The sequence below is a fragment of the Saccharopolyspora sp. ID03-671 genome (assembly GCF_045278815.1).
In the GTDB taxonomy this organism is placed as follows: domain Bacteria; phylum Actinomycetota; class Actinomycetes; order Mycobacteriales; family Pseudonocardiaceae; genus Saccharopolyspora; species Saccharopolyspora ipomoeae.
Window position 1 is genome coordinate 2,790,750 of the sequence record NZ_CP134054.1, and the last position, 24,231, is coordinate 2,814,980.

The following is a 24,231-nucleotide window of genomic DNA, read 5'->3' on the forward strand; positions in this document are numbered from 1 at the left end:
TTGGGTGTCGGATGCTTCGCTCTCTGCACGACGGCGACCTGGCTCACCTCAGTCCGACTCGCTGGTGAGCCACCAGCGAGGTAGCCCGCCGGCAGGCAGACCGAACCAGGTTGTGGGTCATGGACCAGCCCAGACTCCTCGGATGAGGCCTAGGCCGCGGTTGTGACTAAAGGTCGTTGCCGGCGTAGGAGAGGTTGAAGCTCTTATTCGTCAGCGGGAAGTCCGGCACGATCGTGTCGGTCAGTGCGACGGGCAAGGCGGGCCAGTTGAGGAAGCTGGGGTCGACGACCTTGACCCGGCGCAGGGTGCCGTCGGAGGCGAGTTCCACGCGGTGCACGATCGTGCCGCGCCAGCCTTCGACGATGCCGACGCCGGAGCCAGCGGCATGGGGGCCGGCATCCGAGGTGTCGCCCGGAGAGGTCGTCCGGCCGTCGAGAACCTTGACCAGACGTGTGATCAGCTCGATGGAGTGGGCGATCTCCTCAGTGCGGACAGTGAAGCGGGCCAGGACATCGCCCTGAGTGTGGCTGTGGGAGGCACGCTCCCCGGGTTCAGGAAGAGTGGGATGGTCGTGCCGGGCGTCGACGGCAAGTCCGCTGGCGCGGGCCACGTAGCCCAGCGTACCGAGGTCGGTGGCCTGCTCATGAGTCAAGACCGCGGTCCCCGAGAAGCGGTCCCGCACCACGCTATGGCCCAGCGCGAGGCTGGCCAGCTCGGCAATGTCCTCGCCGATGGAAGCCAGCGTATCGGTGTCGGGCAGGTGCCGGACAGCGGTGCCGCCGAGGTGGATGCCGCCACGCAGGAGCCGGTGACCGGCGACGTGATCGTTGATGCGGAGCAGTTGTTCGCGGATGCGGCCAGCGTGGGCGTTGAGAATGCTGTGTCCCGCGTCGTTACACAAGGCGCCGAGGTCGGTGACGTGGTTGTAGAGGCGCTCCAGTTCCAGCAGGATCGCGCGGAGCTGCTGGGCTTGTACCGGGACTGACAGCGACCGGGCGTCTTCGATGGCCTGGCAGAACGCGAGCGTGTGCCCGACAGCCGTGTCGCCGCTGACGCGTTCGGCGAGTTCGAATGCTTCCTCGGGGCGGCGTCCTTGGAACAGCTTTTCCAGTCCTTTATGGACGAACCAGAGGCGGGCTTTGAGGTTGAGGATGGTTTCGCCGACGACCGAGAAGCGGAAGTGGCCGGGTTCGATCATCCCGGCGTGTACTGGCCCCACGGGAATCTCGTAGACGCCGGGGCCTTCGACGGTGCGAAAGGGGTAAGGACCGTCGACGTCGCCGAACTCTGGTGGCTCCCCGGCGTCGTGCAGCATCGGGTACCAGCCTTGGGGCCAGTGGAAGTGCCGGACCAGTCGGCGTGGCAGCGGGTGGTCGTCGGGCACGATGCCGAACAGATCGCGCATTTCGCGTTCGAAGCGGCCGGCGGAGAAGGACAACCTTGCCACGCTCGGCAGGTGCGGATGGTCGCGGTCGAGTGGCACGTGCAGTTCGATGCGACGATCGGTGCCCGCCTGCGTGAACAGGTAGACGGCGCGCAGCGCGTCGCCGTCGTCGTGCCCGGCGATCAGAGCGATCCGGAATCCGGCATCCAGCAGCTCCCCCACCTGTCCGGGGACCGCGTCGGGGCTGATCGTGAGCGCGGTGCGGCGGTAGCCGACCGATTCGCCGTGAGCGTGGTGTTCGGGTGTGGTCATGGTGTTCCCGCGAGGAGATCGGCGGCCAGGGACAGCAACGGGTGCAACGGCCGGTGGTGACCCCGATCGCGGCGCAGGCCAGGAGGCCGACGACCAGTGCGGCACCGGCGATGACGTTCATTCGGGGCGACGCGGTGGCCGCACCCGGCCCATCGGGCGCGGCCCCGAGCACCATGCGGCTGGTATGGGTTACCAAGGCGGCGGCGATCACGAGGACGAGGACGAGCGCAGCGGCCATCGCCCAGCCGAGTCCTGCGGTGAATCCTGCTCGGGCGATGCCAAGCTCGCTGGCGAACAGGCTGAACGGTGGCAACCCGATGAGGGCGAGGACACCGAGCCCGAAACATCCGGCCAGGACCGGCTGTCGGGCGGCCAGGCCCCGAACCTGGTCGATGCGGCTGGTGCCGGTGATCTGCAGGATGTGTCCGGACCCGAGGAACAGCACGCTCTTGGCCAGCCCGTGGCCGAGGATGTGCAGCAAGACCGCAGCGATCGCGAGTCGTCCGCCGACCGCGGCCCCCAAGGCCAGCAGGCCCATGTGCTCGATGCTGGAGTAGGCCAACATCCGCTTGTAATCACGTTGGGCCAGCAGCAGTGACGCCGAGAGTGCCAGCGAAGCCAGGGCGATCACCACCAGGAGCGTCCGGGCGAAGCCGGTTCCCAGTGCGGCGTCGGCGATCACTTTCACCCGCAGAATTGCGTAGAAGGCCACGGAGAGCAGCACCCCGGACATCAACGCCGACACGGGCGCCGGTGCTTGGCTGTGCGCATCGGGCAGCCACGCATGCAAGGGCGCCAGGCCCGCTTTGGTCCCGAACCCGACGATCAGCAGCACGACGGCGATGCGAGTGACGCCCGGGTCGAGGGTGTGGGCACTGGCAGCCAACTCCGCCCAGTTCAGACCCGCACCGGGAGCAGTGTGCTGCGAGGCGTAGTTGAGCAGGAACGTGCCCAGCAGCGCCAACGCGATGCCCGCTGAGCAGATCACCACGTACTTCCACGCCGCCTCCACCGCGGGACGAGTTCGCCGCTGTCCCACCAGAAACGCGGTCACGATGGTGGTGGCCTCGACCGCGACCCACAGCATCCCCAGGTTCGCGGCCAACACCGCGAGTGCCATCGCCGCCAGGAACAACTGGACCAGCAGGCAGTGCCGAGCGGCGGTGCGCGAACTGGCCCGCCCGGCGATGATCTCGGTACGCAGGTGGTCTGGTGTCGCTGCCGTGGCCAAGAAAGCGATGGCTCCGATCACGACAAGCATGAACGCGCTCAGCGCATCAACCCGCAGCAACCCTGCCAAGACGGTGTGAGGATCGTCGTTGACGACCGCGGCGGAGGTGGCGATCGCGGTGGCGAGCACGAGCGCCGCGCTTGCGGCGCTGACCCAGGCGGTGGCGCGGCGCCATCCCGCCAGCGCGTAGATCACGGCTCCGAGCGCGGGGACGACGACGGGGGCAAGGAGGAGAAGGTGAGTCATCAGTCGTGCAGCTCCCGCAGTTCGTCCAGGTCGGTATCGCCGAACGTGGCCCGCATGCGCGTGGTCAGAATTTGCAGGACCAGGACGGCCAGCAGCACGTCCAGGGACACCCCCAGCTCCACGACGAGTCCGACTCCGGAGGTGGTGAGGAATCCGACTGCGGTGATGCCGTTGTCCATCAGCAGGAAGCCGACCAACTGGGATAGGGCGCGCCGTCGAGTGACCAGCACGAAGAACCCGATCAATACGACGGTCATGCCCACGGCGACGGCCTGCGTCGCCGGTGACGGAGCCAAGGCGACCAACGGTTGGGACACCGCATACCCCAGCAGCGTCAGCACCGCTGCAGCGAGCAGGGACGAGGCGACGTTGACCAGTGGCCGGGTCTCCCGGCGCTCTTCGCCAGCCGCCGCCAGCGCGCGTCGCAGCAACGCGGGAAGCACCCCAGCACGCAGCACTAGGATTCCGACTGCGACGGCCCCCAACTCGATCGAGCCTTCGTGCGCAGCCAGGACCGCGACGAGAGCGGCCAGTGCCAGTCCTTGCAGCGCGAACACGCGGATGATGACGGCCAGTTCCCGGCGCCACAGCACGAGTACAGCAGTGAGCAGCAGGACGCCGCAGGCCAAGTCCAACAGTTGGACGTAGAGGTCGTGACTCATCGCGATCTCAGATGCTCGGTCGTCATGGTGGTTCCCATCGAAGATTCGTCAGTGGGGCTGTGCCAGGAAGAAGGAGGCGGTGACGGCCAGCAACGACAGCAGGAATGATCCGGCCAGCAGCTCGGGCACCCGGAACAGACGCAACTTGGCCAGGAACACCTCCCCCGCAGAGAGCAGGACCCCGAGCAGCACCACCTTGATCACGAAGGCCGCGACTCCCGCGAGCAGGGCGACGGGCGTGGCGGCGGTCGCGATGCCCCACGGAACGAACAGGTTCGCCAGCAACCCGAGAAATGCCGTCAGTCGCATCGCCGAGGCCCATTCGACCAGGCCCAGGTCCCGGCCTGCGTACTCCAGGATCATTGCCTCGTGCACCATCGTCAGTTCCAGGTGCGTGGAGGGGTTGTCCACCGGCAGCCGCCCTGTCTCGGCAATGATCACCACGACCAGGGCCACCGCGGCCAAAAGGCTGACCGGGGAGATCACCCGGGCCGGGTCCTGCAAGGTCGAGGTCACGATCGCGCCCAGATTGGTCGACCCGACTCGCACCGACAACGCGAAGATCGACACCAGCAGTGTCGGCTCGACGAGCGCGATGATGGTCATCTCGCGGCTGGCGCCCATGCCGCCGAACGCGGTGCCGGTGTTTAACCCGGCCAACGCCAGCGCGACGGTGCCCAGCGCCAGCAGGGCGACCACCGCGAACAGGTCTGCGACCGAATCCACGGCGGATGCGGTCGTCACGAACGGGGCCACGATCGCGACGACCACGGTCGTGGCCACTAGCACCAACGGCGCGATCCGGAACACCTCGCTGGTGCCGCGTGGCGTGATGGACTCCTTGCGCAGCAGCTTGCGCAAGTCCCGCCACGGTTGACCGATTCCCGCCCCGGCACGGCCTTCCAGCCGTGCCCGCACCTGGCGCATCACCCCTACCAAGAAGGGTGATCCTGCGACGACGAGCACGAACTGCAGGACCCCGCCGATCACGCCCAACGCGTTCATCGGATCACCACCAGCAGGATCAACAAGCCGCACACGGTGTAGAAGCCGTAGCCGAGGTAGCGGTGCACACTGCCGGTGGCCAGCCGGCGGGCAACACTCCCCCAGGCAGTGATCAATCGCAGAACAGGCTCGTAGAGGCGGCGTTCGAGGCGATCGGGCACGCGCTGGCGGTATTCCACGGCTTGCACGAGGTAGCTCGACTCCTGATGGTGGGTCACGTCGATGTCCTGTTCTGGCTGCACCACGTCGTCGAAGACCCGTTGCAGCGGTTCGGCGAAGGACGTCGCCGTGTACTCCATGCGGGGCGACAGTGGTCCCGCACCGCAGTCCCACAGTCGGGCGGTGCGCCGGGCTCGGCGTGCCGCGATCAGGCGCACCGCTCCGACAAGGACGACGCTGACCACTAGAAGGGCGACGGTCAGCAGCAAGGGCGAGAGCGCTCCCGCGACCCCGTTCAACTGCAGCGTGACCTGCCCGCTCACAGCGGGCTGCGCAGTCCCCAGGGTCATGGTGCTCGCGGAGCCGACCGCGGGCAGGACCACGCTGGGCACCAGGGCCAATGTGACGCAGGCCACTGCCGCAAGCCCCATCCCGGCCAGCATGCTGACCGGGCTTTCGGTGGCATTCGCGGCAGCGCTGCTGCGTGGCCGAGCCAAAAACCCGACTCCGAACGCCTTGACGAAGGTGGCCACGGCCAACCCGGCGGTTAGTGCCACGGCCGCCACGGCCACCGGCATCACGATCGCGGTCGCCGCGCCCGAGGCGGGCAGCCCGTGGATCAGGGCCTGCAACAGCAGCCACTCGCTGACGAACGCGGTTCCTGGCGGCAATGCCGAGGCTGCCAGCGCTCCGAGCCCGAAGCCCCACGTGGTGACTGGCATACCTGCCCGAAGCCCACCCAACGCGTCGAGATCACGGCTGCCGGTCGCGTGCAGCACCGAGCCGGCAGAGAGGAACAACAAGGTCTTGAACGCGGCATGATTGATCACGTGCAGCAGCGCCGCAGACAACGCCACCCCCGCCAGCACATCGTCGCCCGCGGAGGCGAAAAGCCCGGCCGCTCCGACTCCGACCAGCACAAGTCCCATGTTCTCGGTCGTCGAATTGCCCAAAAGCCGCTTCAGGTCGCTGCTCATTGCGGCCTGCAAGATCCCGTAGACCGCAGACAGTGCGCCCAGCACGAGCACCAGCAGCCACCACCATCTGGGGCCGCCGCCCAGCAGGTCGAAACCGACCCTGGCGATGCCATAGATACCGAGGTTGACCATCGCTGCCGACATCAGCGCCGACACATGACTCGGGGCCTCGGGATGCGCCCGCGGCAACCAGGCGTGCAGCGGCAAGATCCCGGCCTTGGATGTGAACCCCACCAGAGTCAACACGAACACGACGTTGGCCACGACCGGCGACAGATTCGTTGCAGCGGCCCGCAAAGCTGGGAACGAGTCATCGGCGGAATGCGCCACCAGCACGAGCAACCCGATCAGGATCGCCACCATGCCCAGATGGGTCATCACCGCGTACCAGCGCCCGGCGACCGCCACGGTGTCGCGCTGCTGATGCTCGGCGAGCACCAGTACCAGCGAGGTCAGCGCCATCAGTTCCCAGCACACTAGGAACGTGCCCACGCTGGCCGCCGCCGGAACCAGCAGCATGGCCAGCACGAACAGCGGCAACACCGCTTGGACGCCCCGGCCGTCGAGTCCGTGGCGGGCATAACCGATGCCATACACCGCGACCGCGATCGCGACACCCCCGGTCACAACCAGGAATAACCCGCTCAGCGCGTCTACCGCAAACGACACACCAAACAACGGCAACAGCGCGGGGATCTCCACCGAGTACGCCTGTCCGGCCACAGCAACAGCCCCTGCCAGCACGCCAAATGCCCCAACGAGCACCGTCCCGACTCCGACAGGGACGAGACGAAGTCGTCGCGGAGTGATCAGGGCGAGCAACGCGCTCAGCACACCGACGGCCACGGCCGCACCGAGGCCCGCATGGACGAGGTTCATCGACCAGTCAACTTCCGCAAGCCCTCGACGATCTCCTCCGGGCGAGGCGGACAACCCGCGATCTCCACGTCCACAGGCACCACGTCCCGCACGGCACCCGTGACCCCGTACGCCTCGGCGAACACTCCGCAGTTCCGGGCGCAGTCGCCGACGGCCACAACGAACTTCGGCTCCGGCAGCGCCTCGTAGGTCCGCCGCAGTGGCTCGGCCATGTTCCGAGTCACCGGGCCGGTCACTAGCAGCGCGTCCGCATGACGAGGCGAGGCCACCAGCCGAGCACCATAGCGTTCGGCGTCATACACCGGCCCGAACGCAGACCCAATCTCGACCTCGCAGCCGTTGCACGACCCGGCATCCACATGCCGGATCTGCACCGAACCACCCAACTCCGCCGCAACCGAAAGCTCCTCGCTCGGCTGCGACGGTGCAGGCTCGGCGACCCGACCCGTCCTGCGGATCTTGCGCCACAAACTCAACACACTGTGCTCCCAATTCCTCTTCGGAGGGGAGCGGTCACCCTGCCGATCGGCAGGACCCCGGTACGGCAGGGTGACCGCAGCTCACGCGCTCGCGGACGCGCCAGGATTGCGTAGGTCGTCCAGCAGCTCGGCCTGCCCGGACAGCACCTTGGTCAGGATTGTCCGCGCCACCGCCAACAGTTCCGCCACATGCGGACTCGTCAATGAGTAGTAGACGGCGGAGCCTTCCTTGCGCGTGGTGACAAGCCCGGCCCGGCGCAACACCGCCAACTGCTGCGAGAGGTTTGCCGACTCGATCCCGACCTCCGGGAGCATTTCGGAGACGGCATGCTCACGCTCACTCAGCAGCTCCAGCACCCGAATCCGCGCAGGATGTCCCAGCGTCTTAAAGAACTCAGCCTTCAGCTGATACAGCGGCGTGCTCATCCAGCTCCCTCCACGGAACCCTCGATGCGTGTCCACCACCAGCGTGCACACGCCAGGCCCCGGCCTGCGCCTGCCCGACGAAGTCGAGTCCTACGCATCGATCCCTCCGCGCCGCTCAGCCGAACACAAGAAGTCAGCAATTGCAAACCTTAGCAATTATTTACTCCGGGAAGGCACGCGGGGACAGACGTCATACACCGCAACAAGACTGCACGAAGCCAGTCCGACAGCAGGCGGATGGAGCGGATAGATCGCCATCCCTGCCCACCACGCCTCGGTTCGAGGCAAGCACGCGAGCTGGCTTTAAGTTAAGAGAGCGGGAGCAAGCGGCGCGGCGATCCAGCACTGCCATCCGCCCGCGCCCGCTCGGTGACCTCGGCTCGCGCCGGGAGCTACGAGGCGAAACCCGAGGGGCAGGCAGCTATGACGGAGCGGCGCGACTGGCATCAGCGCTGACGTGCCCGGGGGGCATCTCCGGAGATACGATGGATTTCACCAAGACGCTGACTGTCGGCTTGCTACGAGCAATCGAGTCCGCCACGGATGACGTCCACTAGAAGATCCGCTGGGCGCCGATGTGATCAAGCAGACATGGGTGGCGCACTCAGGACCTCGTGGAGGTGGCCCCCTCCCCGAGGAGACCTGGAACGGGTGGGCGGCGATGGCGATGACACAGCAGTACCTCGCCGGTGAACTGTCCCTGCGCTTGGCGCAGCTGCAGACACTGGCCGCGGACGAGACCTCGCTGCGTAGGGTCGCGTCGCTGCGTCACCACGCGGAGACCGACCCGCTGACCGAGCTGGCCTCGATCGCCAATCGTGCGATCGACCTCGCCGATGTCTTGTGCTGGAGCTCAGTGACACGCGGAGACGTGGCCTCGTTCAACCGCGAGGCCGCGGTGTCCGCCGAGCTTTACGAATTCAGCGTGTGCGCTGGGCTGCTCACCGAGGGCTAGCGCCGAAGCCCTCCCAGATCGAAGTTACCTACGGGAGGTTAAGCCATGACCACAGCACATGAGCCGCAGGTCTCCGAGGCGCAGATCTCCGTCCATTGGCGTGAGGAGGAGTACTACCAGCCGCCGGCGAGGTTCATTGGCCAGGCGAATGCGGCCGATCCGGCTATTTTCGAACGCTTTAGCGAACAGTACTTTCCCGACTGCTTCAAGGAGTACGCGGAACTGCTCACCTGGGACTCCTACTGGCACACCATCCTCGATTCCAGTAACCCACCGTTTTGGAAGTGGTTCGTCGGGGGTCGGCTCAACGCCTGCTACAACTGCGTCGACCGGCACCTGGCCACGCGACACAACGAGGCAGCCCTGATCTGGGTACCCGAGCCTGAAGGCGAGACCACGCAGGCGATCACCTATCAGGAGCTATACCAGCAGGTCAACGAGTTCGCCGCCGTGCTGCGCGAGTTCTGCGGCGTCGAGACCGGCGACCGGGTGACCTTCCACCTACCGATGGTTCCGCAACTGCCCGTTGCCATGCTCGCCTGCGCCAGGCTGGGCGCCATCCATTCCGAGGTGTTCGGCGGGTTCAGCGGTGCGGCGTGTGGGGACCGAGCCGCTGACGCGACCAGCCACGTCCTGGTGACGATGGACGGTTACTACCGGAACGGTCAGCTGGTCGATCACAAGGCCAAGGCCGACGAGGCTGTCGCGACCGCCCACGAGCGCGGCCACGAGATCGACAAAGTGCTCGTGTGGCGGCGGCACCCCGGTAGCTACGGGTCGCAGAGTCCGATGGTCGAGGGCCGGGACTTCTTCGTCGACGAGTTGCTCGCCGAGCAGCGCGGGAAGGTGGTCGATCCCGTGTCGATGCCCGCGGAAGCCCCGCTGTTCCTGATGTACACCAGCGGCACGACGGCACGGCCCAAGGGCTGCCAGCATTCGACCGGCGGGTATCTCGCCTACGTGGCGGGCACCTCGAAGTACTACCAGGACATCCATCCCGACGACACGTACTGGTGCTGCGCGGACATCGGGTGGATCACCGGGCACTCCTACATCGTCTACGGGCCGCTGGCACTGGGCACCACGAGCGTGATGTACGAGGGCGCACCGGCCTATCCGGATCCTGGCCGGGTCTGGCGAATCGCCGAACGGCTCGGGGTGAGCATCTTCCACACCGCGCCGACGACGATCCGGATGCTGCGCAAGCTCGGCCCGGACGAGCCGGGCAAGTACCACTACCGCTTCAAGCACATGACGACGGTGGGCGAGCCGATCGAGCCGGAGGTGTGGCGTTGGTACTACGAGACCGCCGGCAAGCGCGAAGCAGCCATCGTCGACACCTGGTGGCAGACCGAGAACGGGGGATTCCTCGGCAGCACCTTGCCTGCCCTGCAGCCGATGAAACCAGGTAGCTGCGGTCCCGGCGTACTGGGTATCTACCCGGTGATCTACGACGAGGACGGCAACACCGTCGAGGCCGGGAGCGGTCAGGCGGGAAACATCTGCATCCGCAACCCCTGGCCCGGGATCTTCCAGACCATTTGGGGCCAGCCGGCCGGTTCGTCGAGACCTACTACCAGAAGTACTGCCGCGACCCCGAGAGCAAGGACTGGCACGACTGGCCGTACTTCGCCGGTGACGGCGCCGTGCAGGCCGCCGATGGTTATTTCCGGATCCTCGGCCGGGTCGATGACGTGATCAACGTGGCTGGCCACCGGCTCGGCACCAAGGAGTTGGAATCGGCCAGCCTCACCGTCGAGGAGATCGCCGAAGCCGCCGCGGTCCCGGTTGTCGACGAGCTCCGTGGGCGGGCCGTCGAGATGTATGTGTCCCTGAAACCGGGGTTGAAGCCCAGCAAGGACATCGAGGACAGGGTCGCCCAGGCGATCGACCGCGAGATCGGCAAGATCGCGCGACCAAAGAACGTCTGGGTCGTCACCGACATGCCCAAGACCCGCTCCGGGAAAATCATGCGACGCGTCATCGCAAGCATCTCCAACTTCGGCGACGTCGGGGATGTCTCGACACTGGCGAACCCGGAGATCGTTGACGACATCCGCCACCACATCCAGAGCGACAAACTGGCCCACGGCGATGTCCCCCGCCAGCTCACACCACAGGAAGCCGAGGAGATCCAATCGTTCGGCCGGGTCGAATAGTCGCTGGCCCCGCCGGGCCGGTCATGTCCCCACCCGGTTGGCCCGCTGAGACTCGTCGACTTCCTGGCTTGGAGGGGCATCGAGTCGAGCTACCGGCCGGCTAACCGCAAGACACCCTCGGCGCTGCGGTGGGCGGTGGAGAGCTGGGAAACGGGAAGTTGCGCAACCAGGCGTCAACTAAGTACGAAGTTCCGCAACCGACATACCAGCAGCATGTACCCCGACCCCGACAACGTGCGATCAGCGCGTTACGGACCGTGGACTATGAAGCGAGTCGACCGAAACGAACCCTGGGGCCGGTTTGCCGCACACGGCCATGTCCGGGGTGGTTTCCTGGTCGAACTCGCCTTTGGCGACGCCGTCTAGGAAGGCTACGACCTCCGCCTCGGTGAACTTCAGCTCAGCGCCGGTCCCGGAGGGCTGGGGCACGGTGCCGCGGAAGGCGTACATCCCGTCGGTGCGGCGGGTCATCTCCAGGCAAAGACCGACGGTCTCACCGGAGCGCACCCCGGTCAGGAAGGTGTCGAACTGCGTCTCAGTGAACAGAGTCTCGACCCGGCTGGCACACGGTCATGCGGTGTTCCGACCATGCGTCCGGCGGAACGTTGAATCGGCCAGGGCTGCAACGCGTTCTGGACGCCGCACGCGCAGGATTGCTCGACGTCCTGCTGGTAGGCCACGTCCACAGCCTGTCCCGCAAGGAGCGTCACCTCCACTTCCTGTTCGGAAAACTCGACTCGTACGGCGTGGTCTTCCACTCGGCCCTCGACCACTCCTTCGACACCTCGACTCCCACGGGCCGGTTCCAGATGCAGATGCTGGGCTCTTTTGCCCGGTTCGAGGAAGAAGGAGCGCTCGAAGATCGCCGTGCTGCACGAGGCTCCAGCGCCGGGTTGAGCAACGGCTGTTCGCCTGGCCAGGACCTGGGCCGCTCGGTCACTGGCCGACAGGTTGGCCAGAGCGCCGCTATTAACCAGTGAGCCCTTGGACGAAATCCGTTTGCTCACAACGAATCACGAAGGGCTGTCATGACCAGCGCATACGCTGACTCCAACGACGAGTTGCAGCAGGATATCGCTGTTCCTGTCGAGCACCCTGCGGATGGCGTGGAACCAGGGACGCGTGCGGTGATCTACCTGCGCGTGTCCTCCACCGGGCAGGTCAAGACCGACTACGACCCCGAAGGCATCTCCATCCCGGCCCAGCGGGAGGCGTGCCTGCGCAAAGCCAAGGACTTGGGCCTGACCGTCATCGATGAGTACGTCGAGCCCGGCCGCTCGGCGACGGAGATGACCAAACGGGAAGCATTCCAACGGATGCTGGCCCGTGTGCGCGGCCAAGGCGATGTCGACTACGTCATCGTCTACATGCTCTCCCGCATGGCACGGAACCGCTACGACGACGCCATCGTCATGGCCGACCTCCGCAAACGCGGCGTCACGCTCGTCTCCGCCACCGAGGCAGTCGATGACTCGCCCGTCGGACAGCTCATGCACGGCATCCTGGCCACCTTCAACGAGTACCAGTCCCGCCAGTCCGGCGCCGACATCGCCAACAAGATGGGGCAAAAAGCCCGCACTGGCGGCACTCTCGGCCGCGCCAAGATCGGGTATCTCAACCACATCGACCACTCCGACGGCCGGGTGATCCGCACCATCGTCCTCGACGACGAACGGGCACCTTTCGTACAGCTCGCCTTCGAGCTGTACGACACCGGCAACTACACGCTCGATGAGCTGGCCGACGAACTCTACGACCGCGGCCTCCGCACGCGACCCACCGCCAAGCACCCGGCGAAGAAGGTCTCGATCAACAAGCTCTCCCAGATGCTGCGGGACCGCTACTACATCGGCTACGTGACCTACAAAGGCGAGGAGGTCCGAGGCCGACACGAGCCGTTGATCGACGAAGACCTCTTCGACCGGGTTCAGGACCGGATCAACTCCCGATCCGCGGCCAAGGAGCGGCGCCGGCTGCACCACCACTACCTCAAGGGCTCACTGTTCTGCGGGCGCTGCCGACGAGCAGGGGTGACCCAACGGATGATCATCCAGCGCACCATCAACTCCAAGGGGGCCGAGTACCTGTACTTCTTCTGCCGCAACCGGCAGAACAGCACCTGCGACGCCCCGCACGTCAACGCCGAACTCGTCGAGGACGCCATCGAACGGCACTACGCCACGATCCGCTTCAGCCAGTCGTTCATCAGCGACGTGCGAGCCCAGATCGACACCGTCATCAGCGAACAGGAAAAGTCCGCACGACTGCTGCACCAGCAGCTCTCCACCCAGCTCGCCGAACTCGACACCCAGGAGGAGAACGTGATCGACCTGGCAGCCGACGGCACCCTGCCGCAAACCAAGGTCAAAGCCAAGCTCCGCGACATCGAACGCCAGAGACGGCACCTCACCGGGCGCCTGGCCACCGCCTCCGCCGACCTCACCGATGCCGCCCGACTGATCGACGTGAGCCTGAAGCTGCTCGAACGCCCCGAGGACCTGTACCGGCGGTGCAACGACGAGCAGCGGCGCCTACTCAACCAGGCGATCTTCCACAACATCTACATCGAGGACGAGGAGGTCACCGACCACGACCTCCAGGAACCCTTCAATCAGCTCCACGCCATCCAGCAGACGCAACGGTCAACGCACGCACAGCACACCATGCCCGCCATTCCGGAGCCCCGAGACAGCAAAAAGGCCACCCGCCAAGCGGGTGGCCCATCCACGCCTTCCGGCGTTGAGGTACTACTCCAGGGCCTTCAATCAGGCACGTGTTCTAGTAGTACCTCTAAGGTGGAGCTGACGGGATTCGAACCCGTGACCCCTTGACTGCCAGTCAAGTGCGCTACCAGCTGCGCCACAGCCCCTTGTTCTGTTTTCCCGAGGTGTTCGGTTCGTTTCCGTCCCGCTCATCTCGTGTGCCAATACAGTACAACAGTCGTTCGGGGGCGTTTTCAGGGGGGTCTCATTAGTGCGTCGAGCCGCTTTGCATCCATCCTGACCTGCGGAAACATTACCCGGATCGATCCCGGAGGGGTGCCGTCCTCACGGAGTCCCCGGAGCTCCGTGAGGACGGTCACTTCGATCACCCCGCTGCTGTGGTCCTTCGGGGTTGTGGGAGGCCCCTGGTGTTGGCGGCCTTCACGAACTCCGCTCTCGGGTCGTGGAGTTCGCCCAGGGCCACGACCTGGCGGTGGAACGGGAGTTCCAGGAGCCAGTCGCCGAGGATGCGGGCCTTGCGGGAGGCCGTCGGCATCTTCATCAGGTGGTAGGCGCGGTGCAGCAGCCACGCCGGGAGGCCCTTGAGCTTGATGCCGTAGACCTCGGCGGCGCCGCGGAACAGGCCCAGGCCCGCGACCGAGCCCGCGTGCTTGTGCCGGTACTCGTGCAGCGGTTCGCCGCGCAGCTGGGCGATGATGTTGTCCGCCAGCAGCTTCGCCTGCCGGACCGCGTGCTGCGCCGACGGGCTCGTCAACGCCTCCGGGTCGCTGCTGGTGAGGTCCTGCACCGCCGCGCAGTCGCCCGCCGAGAAGACATCATCGGTGCCCTTCACCTGCAGTCTCGTCGTGCACTCCAAGCGGCCCTTGGCATCTCGCGGCAGGTCGCTGTCCTCCAGCATCGGGTGCGGCTTCACGCCCGCCGTCCAGACGATCGTGTCCGAGTCGAAGACGTCGCCGTCGGAGAGCTCCACGCGTCCGTCCACAAGGGAGTTCGCGGTGGTGTTGAGCTTGACCTCGATGCCCAGGCTCTCCAGCTGCCGCCGGGTGTACTCGCCCATCGGCGGGCTGACCTCCGGCATGATCCGGCCCATCGCCTCCACCAGCACCCAGCGCATGTCGTGCTCGGACAGCTGCGGGTAGCTGCGGATCGCGTAGCGGGCCATGCTCTGCAGCTCCGCCAGCGCCTCGATTCCCGCGTAACCGCCGCCGATGAACAGGAACGTCAGCAGCCTCCGCCGCAGCCGCTCGTCCTCCGTGCTCGCGGCGATGTCCAACCTGGACAGAACGTGGTTGCGCAGGTAGATCGCCTCGCCGATGGTCTTGAACCCGACGCCCTGCTCCGCCAGGCCCGGGATCGGCAGCGCGCGGGAGATCGAACCCGGCACCGGAACCAGGATGTCGTAGCCGAGCTGCTCGACCTTGCCGTCGCCCAACGTCGCCGTCAGGCACCGGTTCGCGTGGTCGATCGTGCTGACCTGGGCCGTCAGCACCTCGCAGCGCTTGAGCGCCTCCCGCAGCGGCACCACCACGTGGCGGGGTTCCAGCGAACCGGCCGCGGCCTCCGGGAGGAACGGCTGGTAGGTCATGTGCGGCTGGGTGTCGATGACGGTCACCCTCGCCTCACCGGCGTCGAGCTTCTTCTGCAGCCGCAGCGCCAGGGTGAGGCCCACGTGCCCGCCACCGATGATCACCACGCGTGGACTAGGCATGCTGCGGCTCCCCTCGGGCACCGTCGCGCGTGCGACGCGGATCGACCTCGCGCTCCGGGTGGCGACGCAGGTACTCCTGCTCCAGCTCGAACGTGCGGGCCGTGTGCTCGCGCAGCGCGTCCGGAGAGCCGTGCAGGAACGTCTCGTTGCGCGTCCGGTGCAGGTGCCCGAGCTCCCGCAGCAGCAGGTCCTCGGTCAGCTCATGTCCGGGAATCCCGGTGGTGTTCATGTCGTCCTCCCGCATCGGGCAGGGGTCACCACGACGCCCGCGGCGTCACCCCATGAGTACCCGACCCGGGCGGGATCGACACCTCAGGCGGTGGCGCGCTGCGGCTCCGGGTCGGACTCCGGGCGCGGCCGGGTCTCCGGGGCGCCGACCCAGGCCAGCAGGCCCAGGGCCGCCGTGGCGCCCGTGACCAGGAACGCCGCCTGGTACGACACCGTGTCGGCCAGGGCTCCGGCGATCAGCGGTCCGAGGATGGCCCCCAGGTCCGCCGACTGCTGGAAGGTCGCCAGCACCGTGCCGCCGCGCCGGTTGCCGCCGATGATGTCGGCGACCGCCGCGTTCTGCGCCGGGTTGAGCACGCCCGCACCCATGCCCGCGATCAGCGACGCCGCCAGGAACAGCGGCACCGAGTCGGTGAAGCCCAGCGACGCCGTCGCCACGCCCTGCACGACCAGGCCGATCAGCACCAGCGGCTTGCGGCCGTGCCGGTCGGCCATCCGCCCGGACACCAGCAGCGCGCCCGCGTTGCCCGCGGCGAACACCGACAGGGCGATGCCCGACATCGACTGCGGCGCCTTCAGCGCCTCCACCACGAACAGCGGGACCAGCGCGATCCGGACGCCGAACACCGCCCAGCCGGTGCCGAAGTTCGACAGCAGCGCGGCGATGTAGGAGCGCATCCTCAGGGCTTCGCCGAGCGGCATCGCCGGGGTGGTCGTCGCCGAGCGGGGCCGCCAGGGTCGACTTGCGCAGCATGAACCAGCCGAGGAAGGCCGCGCCGAACAGGGCGATGCCGTAGGTGACGAACGGCAGCCGCAGCGAGTACCCGACCATCACACCACCGACGATCGGACCGGAGATGTTGCCCAGCAGGAAGCTCGTCGCCCACAAGCCGGAGGCGCGTCCGCGCAGGTGCGGCGGCGACAACCGGATCAGCAGGCCGACGCCGGAGACGGTGAACATCGTCGACCCGATGCCGCCGAGCGCCCGGAACACCAGCAGCTGCCAGTAGGAGTCGGCGAAGGCGCACGCGGTGCTGCTGATGCCCACGATCGTGATGCCGATGACGTAGATCGTGCGCTCGCCCGCCGCCGAGACCAGGCGCCCGCTCAGCGGCGCGAAGATCAGCCGCATCATCGCGAAGGCGCTGACGATGAACCCGGCCGCGGTCACCCCGACGTCGAAACTCGTGGCGAACGCCGGTAACGCGGGAGCGACGATCCCCATGCCGACGGCGACGATGAAACTGCCCGCGACGAGGATCCAGATCTCCCGGGGAAGGTCGCTGATCCCTGGGCCCCTGCTGGTCTTCTCCGACGCTGCGCCGCTGGCCACAGGGTTCCTCCCCGAATTCTCGACAGTCCGAGCCAAGAACCCCAACGCCGCCCGGTACCGCCGAAATTCCGCCGGGGCGGTTTCGTGGCGCGCACCTCACCCGGCTGGTCCAGTCCACATGCCGGGACGGGTCGTCAGAGGAGGTCGTCGATGCGGCGGGCGTAGGCGGTGACGCCGTAGGCGACCTCGAAACCGGTGGCCTCGGCGAAGCGCTGCGCCGTGCCGCCCTCCTCGGCGTGGCCCGCGACGAGCAGCGCGCCCATCCGGCGCAGCTCCTCGGCCGCCTCGGTGACCAGGTCGTGCCCGTAGCCGCGCCTGCGGCGGCCGGGACGCACCACGACCTGCTCGATCAGACCCACGCCGCGTTCGACGAAGCCCTGGACGAACCCGGCGATGCGGTCCACGCCCGGGTCGTCGACGACGAGCAGGACGGCCCGGTTCTCGTCCGCGCGGTGGCCGAGGTGGCGGGCCAGGCGCTGCTCGCCCTCCTCCGACAGGCCGGTCTCGTCGGCGTAGAGCTCGACGACGCCCTCCAGGTCACGGTCCTCGACGGGCCTGGCGACGCCGCGGCTGAAACCCCGGTCGCGGTGCAGCAGCACCACCTGCTCCTCGACCGCGCGCCACAGCGCGTCGTCGGCGATGCCCTCGATCTCCCCGACGGTCGTCGGCGAGGCGTAGACGACGGCCTCCGAGCGCCCGGCCTCCGCGAACACCTGCTCCAGCTCCATCAGCGTGCCGGCGACCTGCGCGCCGGTGCCCCACAGCGCGCACGCGTGGTTGGCGACCGGCAGCGGGTTGTCCTGGTTGAGCACCACCGTCCCCACACCCACCCGGGTGCTCACGCCGTAGCGGACCACGGCCGAGGCCAGACGGGCGGTTTCGACCAGCCCGGCCAGGTCTCGGGCCTGCCTGGGGTCGAGGAGGGTTTCGTCGTCCGGATCGTGCAGCGGGTCCACACGGCCATTGTCCCTCGCTCGAACGCAGGACCGGATGCCCTGCCGGATGTCGGCCCGAAGGGGCACGATTGGTCCGTGACGACCCCGGATCAGCTCGCCGACGAACTCCTGGACCTGGACCTGGACGCCGATCCGATCGGCGCCTCGCTCTACGGCCTGCCCGGCCGCGACCACCTGCTGCCGGACATCTCCGCTGCCGCCGAGCTCTCCCACCGCGAGCGGGCCGAGGACATCCGGGTGCGCGCGATGGCCGTCGACACCACCCACTGCGGGCTGGAGGACCGGCTGACCATCGCGGTCGTCGTGCAGCACGCCCAGTCGACCGTCGACCGGCTCGACTCCCGCTCCCCCGAGTACACGCTGAGCGGGAACATGTTCGCGCCGGTGGCGGGCCTGCTGTTCCTCCTCGGGCAGGTACCGGTGAGCGGGCGGCAGCAGGGCGAGGACTACCTGCGGCGCATCGCCCGCATCCCCGACTTCACCGCCGCGGCCGCCCAGCGCCACCGCGAGGGCGTGCGTGCCGGGCGGGTCCCGGTGCGCTCGCTGCTCGACGACGCGGTCGCGCACCTCGACTCCCACCTGACTCATCCCGACCAGGACCCGCTGCTCACCCAGCAGCTCCCCGACGACCTCGCCGACCAGCGGAAACGCTTGATCGACGAGGTCGTGAACCCGGCGCTGGCCGAGTACCGGGAGGTGCTGGCGGGCGAGATCGCGCCGCACGCGCGCGGCGACGACCGGCCGGGCCTGCGCTGGTTGCCCGAGGGGCACGAGATCTACCAGCGGCTGATCCACGCCCACACCACCACCGAGCGCACCCCTGCCGAGCTGCACGAGATCGGCCGGGCGCAGCTGGCGTCGCTGCGCGCGGAGATCTCCACGCTCGGCGCCCGGATCTGGAACGAGCCCGACCCGGAGGCGGTGCTGCACCGGATGCAGACCGATCCGTCGCTGTGCTGGAACGACGGCGAGGAGATGCTGGCCGCCGCCCGCGCGGCCATCACCAAGGCGGAGCAGGCCGCGCCGGGCTGGTTCGGGAAGCTGCCGCAGCAACCGTGCGAGGTGCGGCCGGTGCCGGGCACGCCGTCGGAGAGCACCCCGATCGGCTTCTACATGGGGCCGGCGTTGGACGGGTCCCGGCCCGGCGTGTACTTCGCCAACACGCTGCGGGCCGAGCAGCGGCCCCGGTTCGCGTCCGAGGTGATCGCCTTCCACGAGGTCGTGCCGGGCCACCACCTCCAGGTCAGCCTCGCTCAGGAGCTCACCGAGCTGCCGCTGCTGCGCAGGATCGCCGAGTTCAACGCCTACGCCGAGGGCTGGGGGCTCTACACCGAGCGGCTGGCCGACGAGATGGGGCTGTACTCCGACGACCTGATGCGGCTGGGCATGGTCGTGCAGGACCTGCTGCGCGCGGCCCGGCTGGTGGTCGACACCGGGCTGCACGAGTTCGGTTGGAGCAGGCAGCGCGCGCTGGAGACGATGATCTCCAGCACCACGTTGTCCGACCTGGAGGCGGCTTCCGAGGTCGACCGCTACATCGTCTACCCCGCTCAAGCGCTGTCGTACCTGGTGGGGAGGTTGGAGCTGGAGCGGATCCGGGAGACCTCGCGGCAGCGGCTGGGCGCGGAGTTCGACATCCGCCGGTTCCACGACGCGGTCCTCGGGCACGGGGCGCTGCCGATCTCGACGCTCGAATTCCTCGTCAACGACCAGCCTCCTGCGACATCCAGGTGATGACGTCCCGACACGCTCGAATTCGCCACGCAACGCATTAATGTCGATACCGACCGTGTCCATCGCTGCGCGCGACCAGGCCTTGTGGGAACAGGAGGCGCCGTGACCGGGACCTTCCACCACCGCCAGGAACTGCTTCGGCGCGAAGCGGAGGTGCAGCTGCGGGACCGGCCGCTGCCGTCGTGGCAGAAGCGGGTGCTGCACCGCTTCGCCGCCGAACGGGACAACGGCTGGTACCCGCTGCTCAACCAGTTCGCGCCGCACACCCCCCGGCAGCGCCCGGACCTGGTGCTGGTCGGCCGGATGGGGGTGCTGGTGGTGCTGCTGCGGGAGGCGGAGCCGGACTGGGAGGACTCGCGCGCCGCGTTCGTGTGGACCGCGGAGCTGCTGGCGGGCGCCTCGATCGGGTCCGGGATGCTCAGCGAGTCGGTGCTGCGCGCGGTCGTGGTGCACCCGATCGAGCACACCGGCCGCAAGGGCCGCAGCACCGACCACCTGGCGATCACCGAGGACGAGCTGGACCGGTTGCTCAAGCGCGGCGAGCGGATCCTGACCTCCGACGAGGCGCTGGCGCTGGCGAGGCACCTGGACAGCCGCACGTTCGACCTGACGCCGATCATGTGGAACTCGCAGCGCATCCCGCGTCAGCGCGGCAGCGTTCCCGAGGTGCTGCAGGAACCGGTGGCGCCGTCGACGCGGCGGCCGTTCCGGGACTGGCGGTACTTCCTGGACGACGCGCAGCTGGGCGCGGTGCGGCGCAGCTACTCGGGTCCGGCGCAGATCAGCGGCCCCGCCGGCACCGGGAAGACGACGCTGGCGCTGCACCGGCTCGCGTACCTGGCGCGGCGCGGCGACGGCAAGCTGCTGTGCACCTCACCGCTGCCGTGGGTCGCGGCGCGCGCGGCGGTGCGGTTCGACCAGATGGCACCGGAGCTCGCCGGGCAGATCGAGTTCAGCTCGCTGCACGCGTGGGCGCGGGACCTGCTGGCCGGGCGCGGGCGCGCGGCCGAGGTCGACGAGCGGGAGGTGCGGCGCGCGTTCGACGCGGTGTGGTCGCGGGACGTGGTGCTGCACGGGCTGCGGAACTCGCGGGAGTACTGGCGGGACGAGATCGACCGGGTGATCAAGGGCCGCGGGATCTCGTCGTTCGACGTCTACCGGACGGTGTCGCGGAAGGGCCGGGGCGGGCAGCTGCCGTCGGACTTCCGGTCGCACGCCTGGCGCTTCTACTGCGAGTACGAGCGGGAGCTGTCCGAGCGGGGCGTGTTCGACCACAACGACGTGCTCAAGCGCGCGCTGGCAGAGCTGGAGCGGCGCCCGCTTCCCCGGCAGTACACCGGCGTGGTCGTCGACGAGGCGCAGGAGCTCACGCTGACCGGGCTGCGGCTGGCGCACGCGATCAGCGGGGCCGGGCCGGACCAGCTGCTGCTGGTCGGCGACGGTCAGCAGCAGGTCCTGGCGGGCGGCTGGCGGCTGTCCGAGGCCGGGATCTCGCTGCACGGGCGCGGCGAGGCGCTGCGCAACGACTACCGCAACCGGGCGATGGTGCTGGAGCGCGCGGGTCAGGTGGAGGCGATCAACCGGTTCGACGAGGGCCCGTCGCTGCCGCTGAGCGCGGCGCTGCCGGTCCGCAGCGGCGGCAAGGTCGTCGAGTGGCACGGCCGGGACCAGGAGCGCGCTCTGCTCGGCGCCCTGCTCGCCCTCGACGACGACTCGTCGGCGGCCGTCATCACCGAGACCGACGCCGCGGCCGACCACTGGCTGCGCGTCCTCCGCGAAGCCGGCGTCGCCGCCCGACCGCTGGCCGCGTGGGACGGCCGCGACACCACCGACATCCTCGTCGGAACCTGCTTGCACGCCAAGGGGGCCGAGTTCCGCTCCGTCTTCCTCCCGCTCGAACCCGCTCCTCCACCGGACTCCCTCGAAGACCGCGAAACCCACCAACGCCGCCGTCTCACAGCCATGACCAGAGCCCAGGACCACCTCTGGCTCGCCCACCCGAGCACCCCCTGACAACGAAAACCGCAGCATTCGTCGCGCGAAAACCGCAGCATTCGCGCGTCGAAAACAGCGGTTTTCGTCGCGTGAAAACAGCGGTTTTCGACGTGGTGGGCGTGGAGGTTCACTCGGGTGGGCGGAATTCGGGTTGGTCGAGGAGGCGGAGCCAGGTGCCGTCGGGTTGGCGGCGGCGACCTGGGCGCGAGCGCCCGTGCCGTCCTGGGGCGGAGTGGCGGTGAGGGCGATGTCGCCGCTGATGAGGGTCGGCAGCGGCGGCTCCGGTTCGAAGTGGGGGTTGTGGGCGAGGACCTCCTCCCAGAGAGCTCGAATGGCCGCGCGCCCGACCGTGGTTTCGCCGGGCGGGTAGGCCATGACGGCGTCGGGTTCGTAGAGCTCGGCGACGCCTTCGGCATCTCCGGCGTTGCTGCGTTCGACGAACAGGCGGGTGAGGTCTTCGGGTTCGCGGGCCTTCTCGCGCACGGCGTTGTCTCCTCTCGGGTTCTGGGTCCAGGCTGCTCCGAGCTCAGGTAGAAGTCCAACAGCTGGTTGTGATGAGAACTAGAATCACCGGTTATGGACTTGCGGCAGCTGGAGTACTTCGTGGCCGTGGCCGAGGAGCGGAACTTCACCCGGGCGGCGCAGCGCGTGCACATCAGCCAGTCCGGGGTGAGCGCGCAGATCCGCCGGTTGGAGAAGGAGCTGGGGACCGAGCTGTTCGACCGGTCCGGGCGGTCGGCGGAGCTGACCGCGGCGGGCGAGGCCGCGCTGGAGCACGCGCGGGCGGCGCTCGCCGCGGCGGGAGCCGTGGGGCAGGCCGTCGGGGAGATCACCGGGCTGCTACGCGGGAACCTTGGCATCGGGATGGTCATCGGGTGCGCGGTGACGCCGCTGTTCGACGCCCTGGCGGCCTTCCACGAATCGCATCCGGGGGTGGAGCTGTCGCTGCGGGAGGACAACTCGGACCGGCTCGTCCACGACGTGCGCACCGGGTCGCTCGACCTCGCGCTCATCGGCGCCGAGACCCGACCCGAGGGGCTGGACTGCCTCACGGTCGTCGCGGAACCGCTGGTCGCGGCCGTCCCACCGGGTCACGAGCTGGTCGGACCCGAGGTGTCGCTCGCTGAGCTCGCCGCGCACCCCGTGGTGTGCATGCCGCCGGGCACCGGGCTGCGGGCGGTGTTCGACCGGGCCTGCGCGACGCGCGGCGTCGAGCCGGTGATCGCGTTGCAGGCGAGTGCGGCGGGGGCGATCGCGGATCTGGCGGCGCGCGGGCTCGGCGTGGCGGTCCTCAGCGAGTCGATGGCGGCCGAGTTCGACGCGCTCACGCCGCTGCCGATCACCGATGCCCGCGAGCCCGCCCTGCTGGCGCTCGCCTGGCGACCTGGCGCGAGCGCCGCTGCGCGGGAGCTGATCCGCTACTGCCGCACGGCTTTTCGGATTTCGGACGACCAGGTCTCCAGCAGTGAGGTGACCCCGCGGTGAGCTCCGGGGGTGTTCGGGTAGCGGGTGCGGACGTGAACGCCGTCGTCGGTGCGGGAGAGCCAGAGCTGCACGTCGTCCGCGGGGGCTGTTCCTGAGACGTGCTGCGCTGCTGGGGTTTTCGGGAGCCTTCGGTAGTCGATGTAGGAGACCATGAACACGTCGCGGCGGTCGGCGCGCAACGGGCGCGGGAGCGAGGCGAGGACCTGGTCCAGCGGCGGTTCGGCTCGCTCGCGGGCTCGGCGCAGGTGCTCGCCCATGCGGGCCAGGTCGGGATCGGCCCAGACCGGGACCGTGGTGGTGAACCAGCCGACCGCGTCGGCGTCCTCCGGCTCCCGCGTCTGCACCGGCACCAGCACCGGCAGCACCTCCCCCGCGGCGGAGGCCATCGTCGACAGCAATGCCCCGAAGGTCGTGGTGCCCGATCCGCGGGCGACCTCGCTCAGCGCGGCGACGGCCCCGGAATCGGCCAGCAGCCGCCGATCCGTGACCTGCTCCGCCGTTCCCCCTTCCGGCACACCGGTCCTCACCGGCGACACCGGCAACCGGTGATCAACGGCGTCCAGGAACTCGCGCCAACTCGCCATCGCGGGCCCGGACGCCTCGGACGGCCGCGACCACTCCGCGACCCGCGCGGCGAAGCTCCCCGCCACCGGTAGCTCGGCCCCGGTGTAGAGCGCGTGGAGATCCCTCGCGATCAACGCGATCGAGTGAGCGTCCACGTGCGCGTGGTCGAAACCGCACACCACCGTCGAACGCCCCGGCCGCGACACCGCTACCAGCGCGAACGCCGGGAACGTCGACGGCGCGCACTCCCGATCCAGCAACGCCCGCACCCGCGGCGCCTCGACGCCTGCGCTGTTCGATTCGGGTGGGAGGGGGATCGGGCGGACGGTCAAGTGACCGGGGTCGTGGCGGACGGCGGTGGCGGTGTCGGGGTGGAACTCGTACTGCAGGGAATCGTGCCTGGTGAGGAGGGCTTTGAAGGCTTCGGTGAGGGATCGCTCGTCGATCGGCCCTTCCACCTCGAAGGTGGCTGCCAGCCAGATCGTGGGGTGACCCGCTGCCGCGGAGGCGAGGTGGTTGCGCTGGTTGACGGAGAGGGTGGCCGGCTCCGGGGTGCTGGTCGGGGTGGCTGTCCAGGCGCGGACCTCGCCCGGGGGGATGTGCCAGAGGTCGGCCGCGGTGACGTGCACGG

The 24,231-nt window shown here is 68.5% G+C and carries 20 protein-coding genes, 1 tRNA gene and 4 pseudogenes; 9 read left to right on the forward strand and 16 right to left on the reverse strand.

The window, feature by feature from the left end; all coding sequences use genetic code 11:
• Window positions 1-166 precede the first annotated feature (166 nt).
• The gene (locus REH65_RS12545; RefSeq protein ID WP_406692557.1) at window positions 167-1,696 is read right to left on the reverse strand and encodes an NADH-quinone oxidoreductase subunit C; all 1,530 of its coding nucleotides are present in this window, start codon (window positions 1,694-1,696) and stop codon (window positions 167-169) included.
• Between the two features lie 277 nt (window positions 1,697-1,973).
• Window positions 1,974-2,750: pseudogene (locus REH65_RS12550) on the reverse strand (proton-conducting transporter membrane subunit); the annotation flags it as partial.
• On the opposite strand from REH65_RS12550, the gene REH65_RS12555 reads away from it, so the two are divergent.
• Entirely contained in the window at window positions 2,632-3,006 is a 375-nt protein-coding gene (locus REH65_RS12555) for a hypothetical protein (RefSeq protein ID WP_406692558.1), read from the forward strand. The pseudogene REH65_RS12550 and the gene REH65_RS12555 overlap by 119 nt on opposite strands.
• Window positions 3,007-3,172: 166 nt before the next feature.
• Here the strand turns inward: REH65_RS12555 and REH65_RS12560 are convergent, their stop codons facing one another.
• The 5 genes from REH65_RS12560 to REH65_RS12580 all read right to left on the reverse strand — a co-directional run bounded on the left by REH65_RS12560 (window position 3,173) and on the right by REH65_RS12580 (window position 7,760).
• Entirely contained in the window at window positions 3,173-3,835 is a 663-nt protein-coding gene (locus REH65_RS12560; protein WP_183659031.1) for a hypothetical protein, read from the reverse strand.
• Between the two features lie 48 nt (window positions 3,836-3,883).
• Window positions 3,884-4,840, reverse strand: a complete 957-nt coding sequence (locus REH65_RS12565) for a respiratory chain complex I subunit 1 family protein (protein ID WP_406692559.1) — start codon at window positions 4,838-4,840, stop codon at window positions 3,884-3,886.
• Window positions 4,837-6,855: a proton-conducting transporter membrane subunit gene (locus REH65_RS12570; RefSeq protein ID WP_183659035.1), complete on the reverse strand. Its 2,019-nt coding sequence runs from the start codon at window positions 6,853-6,855 to the stop codon at window positions 4,837-4,839. Before REH65_RS12570 ends, REH65_RS12565 begins: the two co-directional genes overlap by 4 nt.
• Window positions 6,852-7,334, reverse strand: coding sequence for an NADH-quinone oxidoreductase subunit B family protein (locus REH65_RS12575; protein ID WP_343054164.1), 483 nt, complete (start codon window positions 7,332-7,334; stop codon window positions 6,852-6,854). Before REH65_RS12575 ends, REH65_RS12570 begins: the two co-directional genes overlap by 4 nt.
• A gap of 81 nt (window positions 7,335-7,415) precedes the next feature.
• Window positions 7,416-7,760, reverse strand: coding sequence for a helix-turn-helix transcriptional regulator (locus tag REH65_RS12580; protein ID WP_183659037.1), 345 nt, complete (start codon window positions 7,758-7,760; stop codon window positions 7,416-7,418).
• A gap of 661 nt (window positions 7,761-8,421) precedes the next feature.
• On the opposite strand from REH65_RS12580, the gene REH65_RS12585 reads away from it, so the two are divergent.
• Genes REH65_RS12585 through REH65_RS12595 form a run of 3 tightly spaced genes read left to right on the forward strand, consistent with a single transcriptional unit; the run spans window position 8,422 to window position 10,874 of the window.
• A complete protein-coding gene (locus REH65_RS12585; RefSeq protein ID WP_183659039.1) occupies window positions 8,422-8,715 on the forward strand; it encodes a hypothetical protein in 294 nt (97 codons plus the stop codon).
• 45 nt (window positions 8,716-8,760) lie between these two features.
• Window positions 8,761-10,413 (forward strand): AMP-binding protein, encoded by a 1,653-nt coding sequence (locus REH65_RS12590; protein WP_406692560.1) that lies wholly within the window; start codon window positions 8,761-8,763, stop codon window positions 10,411-10,413.
• A complete protein-coding gene (locus tag REH65_RS12595; RefSeq protein WP_406692561.1) occupies window positions 10,362-10,874 on the forward strand; it encodes an AMP-binding enzyme in 513 nt (170 codons plus the stop codon). The genes REH65_RS12590 and REH65_RS12595 overlap by 52 nt, the downstream gene beginning before the upstream one ends.
• A 240-nt stretch (window positions 10,875-11,114) precedes the next feature.
• Here the strand turns inward: REH65_RS12595 and REH65_RS12600 are convergent, their stop codons facing one another.
• Entirely contained in the window at window positions 11,115-11,381 is a 267-nt protein-coding gene (locus REH65_RS12600) for a hypothetical protein (RefSeq protein WP_406692562.1), read from the reverse strand.
• 62 nt (window positions 11,382-11,443) lie between these two features.
• On the opposite strand from REH65_RS12600, the pseudogene REH65_RS12605 reads away from it, so the two are divergent.
• Window positions 11,444-11,854 (forward strand): annotated as a pseudogene (locus tag REH65_RS12605) (recombinase family protein); the annotation flags it as partial.
• Window positions 11,855-11,902: 48 nt separating this feature from the next.
• A complete protein-coding gene (locus tag REH65_RS12610; RefSeq protein WP_406692563.1) occupies window positions 11,903-13,705 on the forward strand; it encodes a recombinase family protein in 1,803 nt (600 codons plus the stop codon).
• On the opposite strand, the gene REH65_RS12615 is transcribed toward REH65_RS12610, so the two are convergent.
• The 6 genes and pseudogenes from REH65_RS12615 to REH65_RS12640 all read right to left on the reverse strand — a co-directional run bounded on the left by REH65_RS12615 (window position 13,671) and on the right by REH65_RS12640 (window position 17,822).
• Window positions 13,671-13,743: transfer RNA gene (locus REH65_RS12615), tRNA-Ala, on the reverse strand. The two genes, REH65_RS12610 and REH65_RS12615, sit on opposite strands and share 35 nt — an antisense overlap.
• Before the next feature lie 218 nt (window positions 13,744-13,961).
• On the reverse strand, window positions 13,962-15,305 hold the full coding sequence (locus REH65_RS12620; protein WP_406692564.1) for an NAD(P)/FAD-dependent oxidoreductase: 1,344 nt from the start codon (window positions 15,303-15,305) through the stop codon (window positions 13,962-13,964).
• Window positions 15,298-15,549 (reverse strand): DUF6158 family protein, encoded by a 252-nt coding sequence (locus REH65_RS12625; RefSeq protein WP_281456307.1) that lies wholly within the window; start codon window positions 15,547-15,549, stop codon window positions 15,298-15,300. The genes REH65_RS12620 and REH65_RS12625 overlap by 8 nt, the downstream gene beginning before the upstream one ends.
• Window positions 15,550-15,617: 68 nt before the next feature.
• Window positions 15,618-16,235, reverse strand: a complete 618-nt coding sequence (locus tag REH65_RS12630) for an MFS transporter (RefSeq protein ID WP_406692565.1) — start codon at window positions 16,233-16,235, stop codon at window positions 15,618-15,620.
• Between the two features lie 82 nt (window positions 16,236-16,317).
• A pseudogene (locus REH65_RS12635) lies at window positions 16,318-16,758 on the reverse strand (MFS transporter); the annotation flags it as partial.
• A gap of 242 nt (window positions 16,759-17,000) precedes the next feature.
• Window positions 17,001-17,822, reverse strand: a complete 822-nt coding sequence (locus tag REH65_RS12640) for a GNAT family N-acetyltransferase (protein WP_406692567.1) — start codon at window positions 17,820-17,822, stop codon at window positions 17,001-17,003.
• A 75-nt stretch (window positions 17,823-17,897) separates the two neighbouring features.
• Here REH65_RS12640 and REH65_RS12645 point away from each other — a divergent pair, with 75 nt between their 5' ends.
• Window positions 17,898-19,556: a DUF885 domain-containing protein gene (locus tag REH65_RS12645; RefSeq protein ID WP_406692568.1), complete on the forward strand. Its 1,659-nt coding sequence runs from the start codon at window positions 17,898-17,900 to the stop codon at window positions 19,554-19,556.
• Window positions 19,557-19,658: 102 nt separating this feature from the next.
• Window positions 19,659-21,569 (forward strand): UvrD-helicase domain-containing protein, encoded by a 1,911-nt coding sequence (locus REH65_RS12650; RefSeq protein WP_406692569.1) that lies wholly within the window; start codon window positions 19,659-19,661, stop codon window positions 21,567-21,569.
• Window positions 21,570-21,854: 285 nt separating this feature from the next.
• On the opposite strand, the pseudogene REH65_RS12655 reads toward REH65_RS12650, so the two are convergent.
• A pseudogene (locus REH65_RS12655) lies at window positions 21,855-22,034 on the reverse strand (YybH family protein); the annotation flags it as partial.
• Between the two features lie 93 nt (window positions 22,035-22,127).
• Between REH65_RS12655 and REH65_RS12660 the strand changes: the two are divergent.
• Complete coding sequence (locus tag REH65_RS12660) at window positions 22,128-23,036, forward strand: LysR family transcriptional regulator (protein WP_406692570.1); 909 nt, start codon at window positions 22,128-22,130, stop codon at window positions 23,034-23,036.
• On the opposite strand, the gene REH65_RS12665 is transcribed toward REH65_RS12660, so the two are convergent.
• Window positions 22,970-24,229 carry a condensation domain-containing protein gene (locus tag REH65_RS12665; protein ID WP_406692571.1) on the reverse strand — a complete coding sequence of 420 codons (1,260 nt, stop codon included), beginning with the start codon at window positions 24,227-24,229 and terminating at the stop codon, window positions 22,970-22,972. The genes REH65_RS12660 and REH65_RS12665 overlap by 67 nt on opposite strands.
• Between the last annotated feature and the right edge of the window lie 2 nt (window positions 24,230-24,231).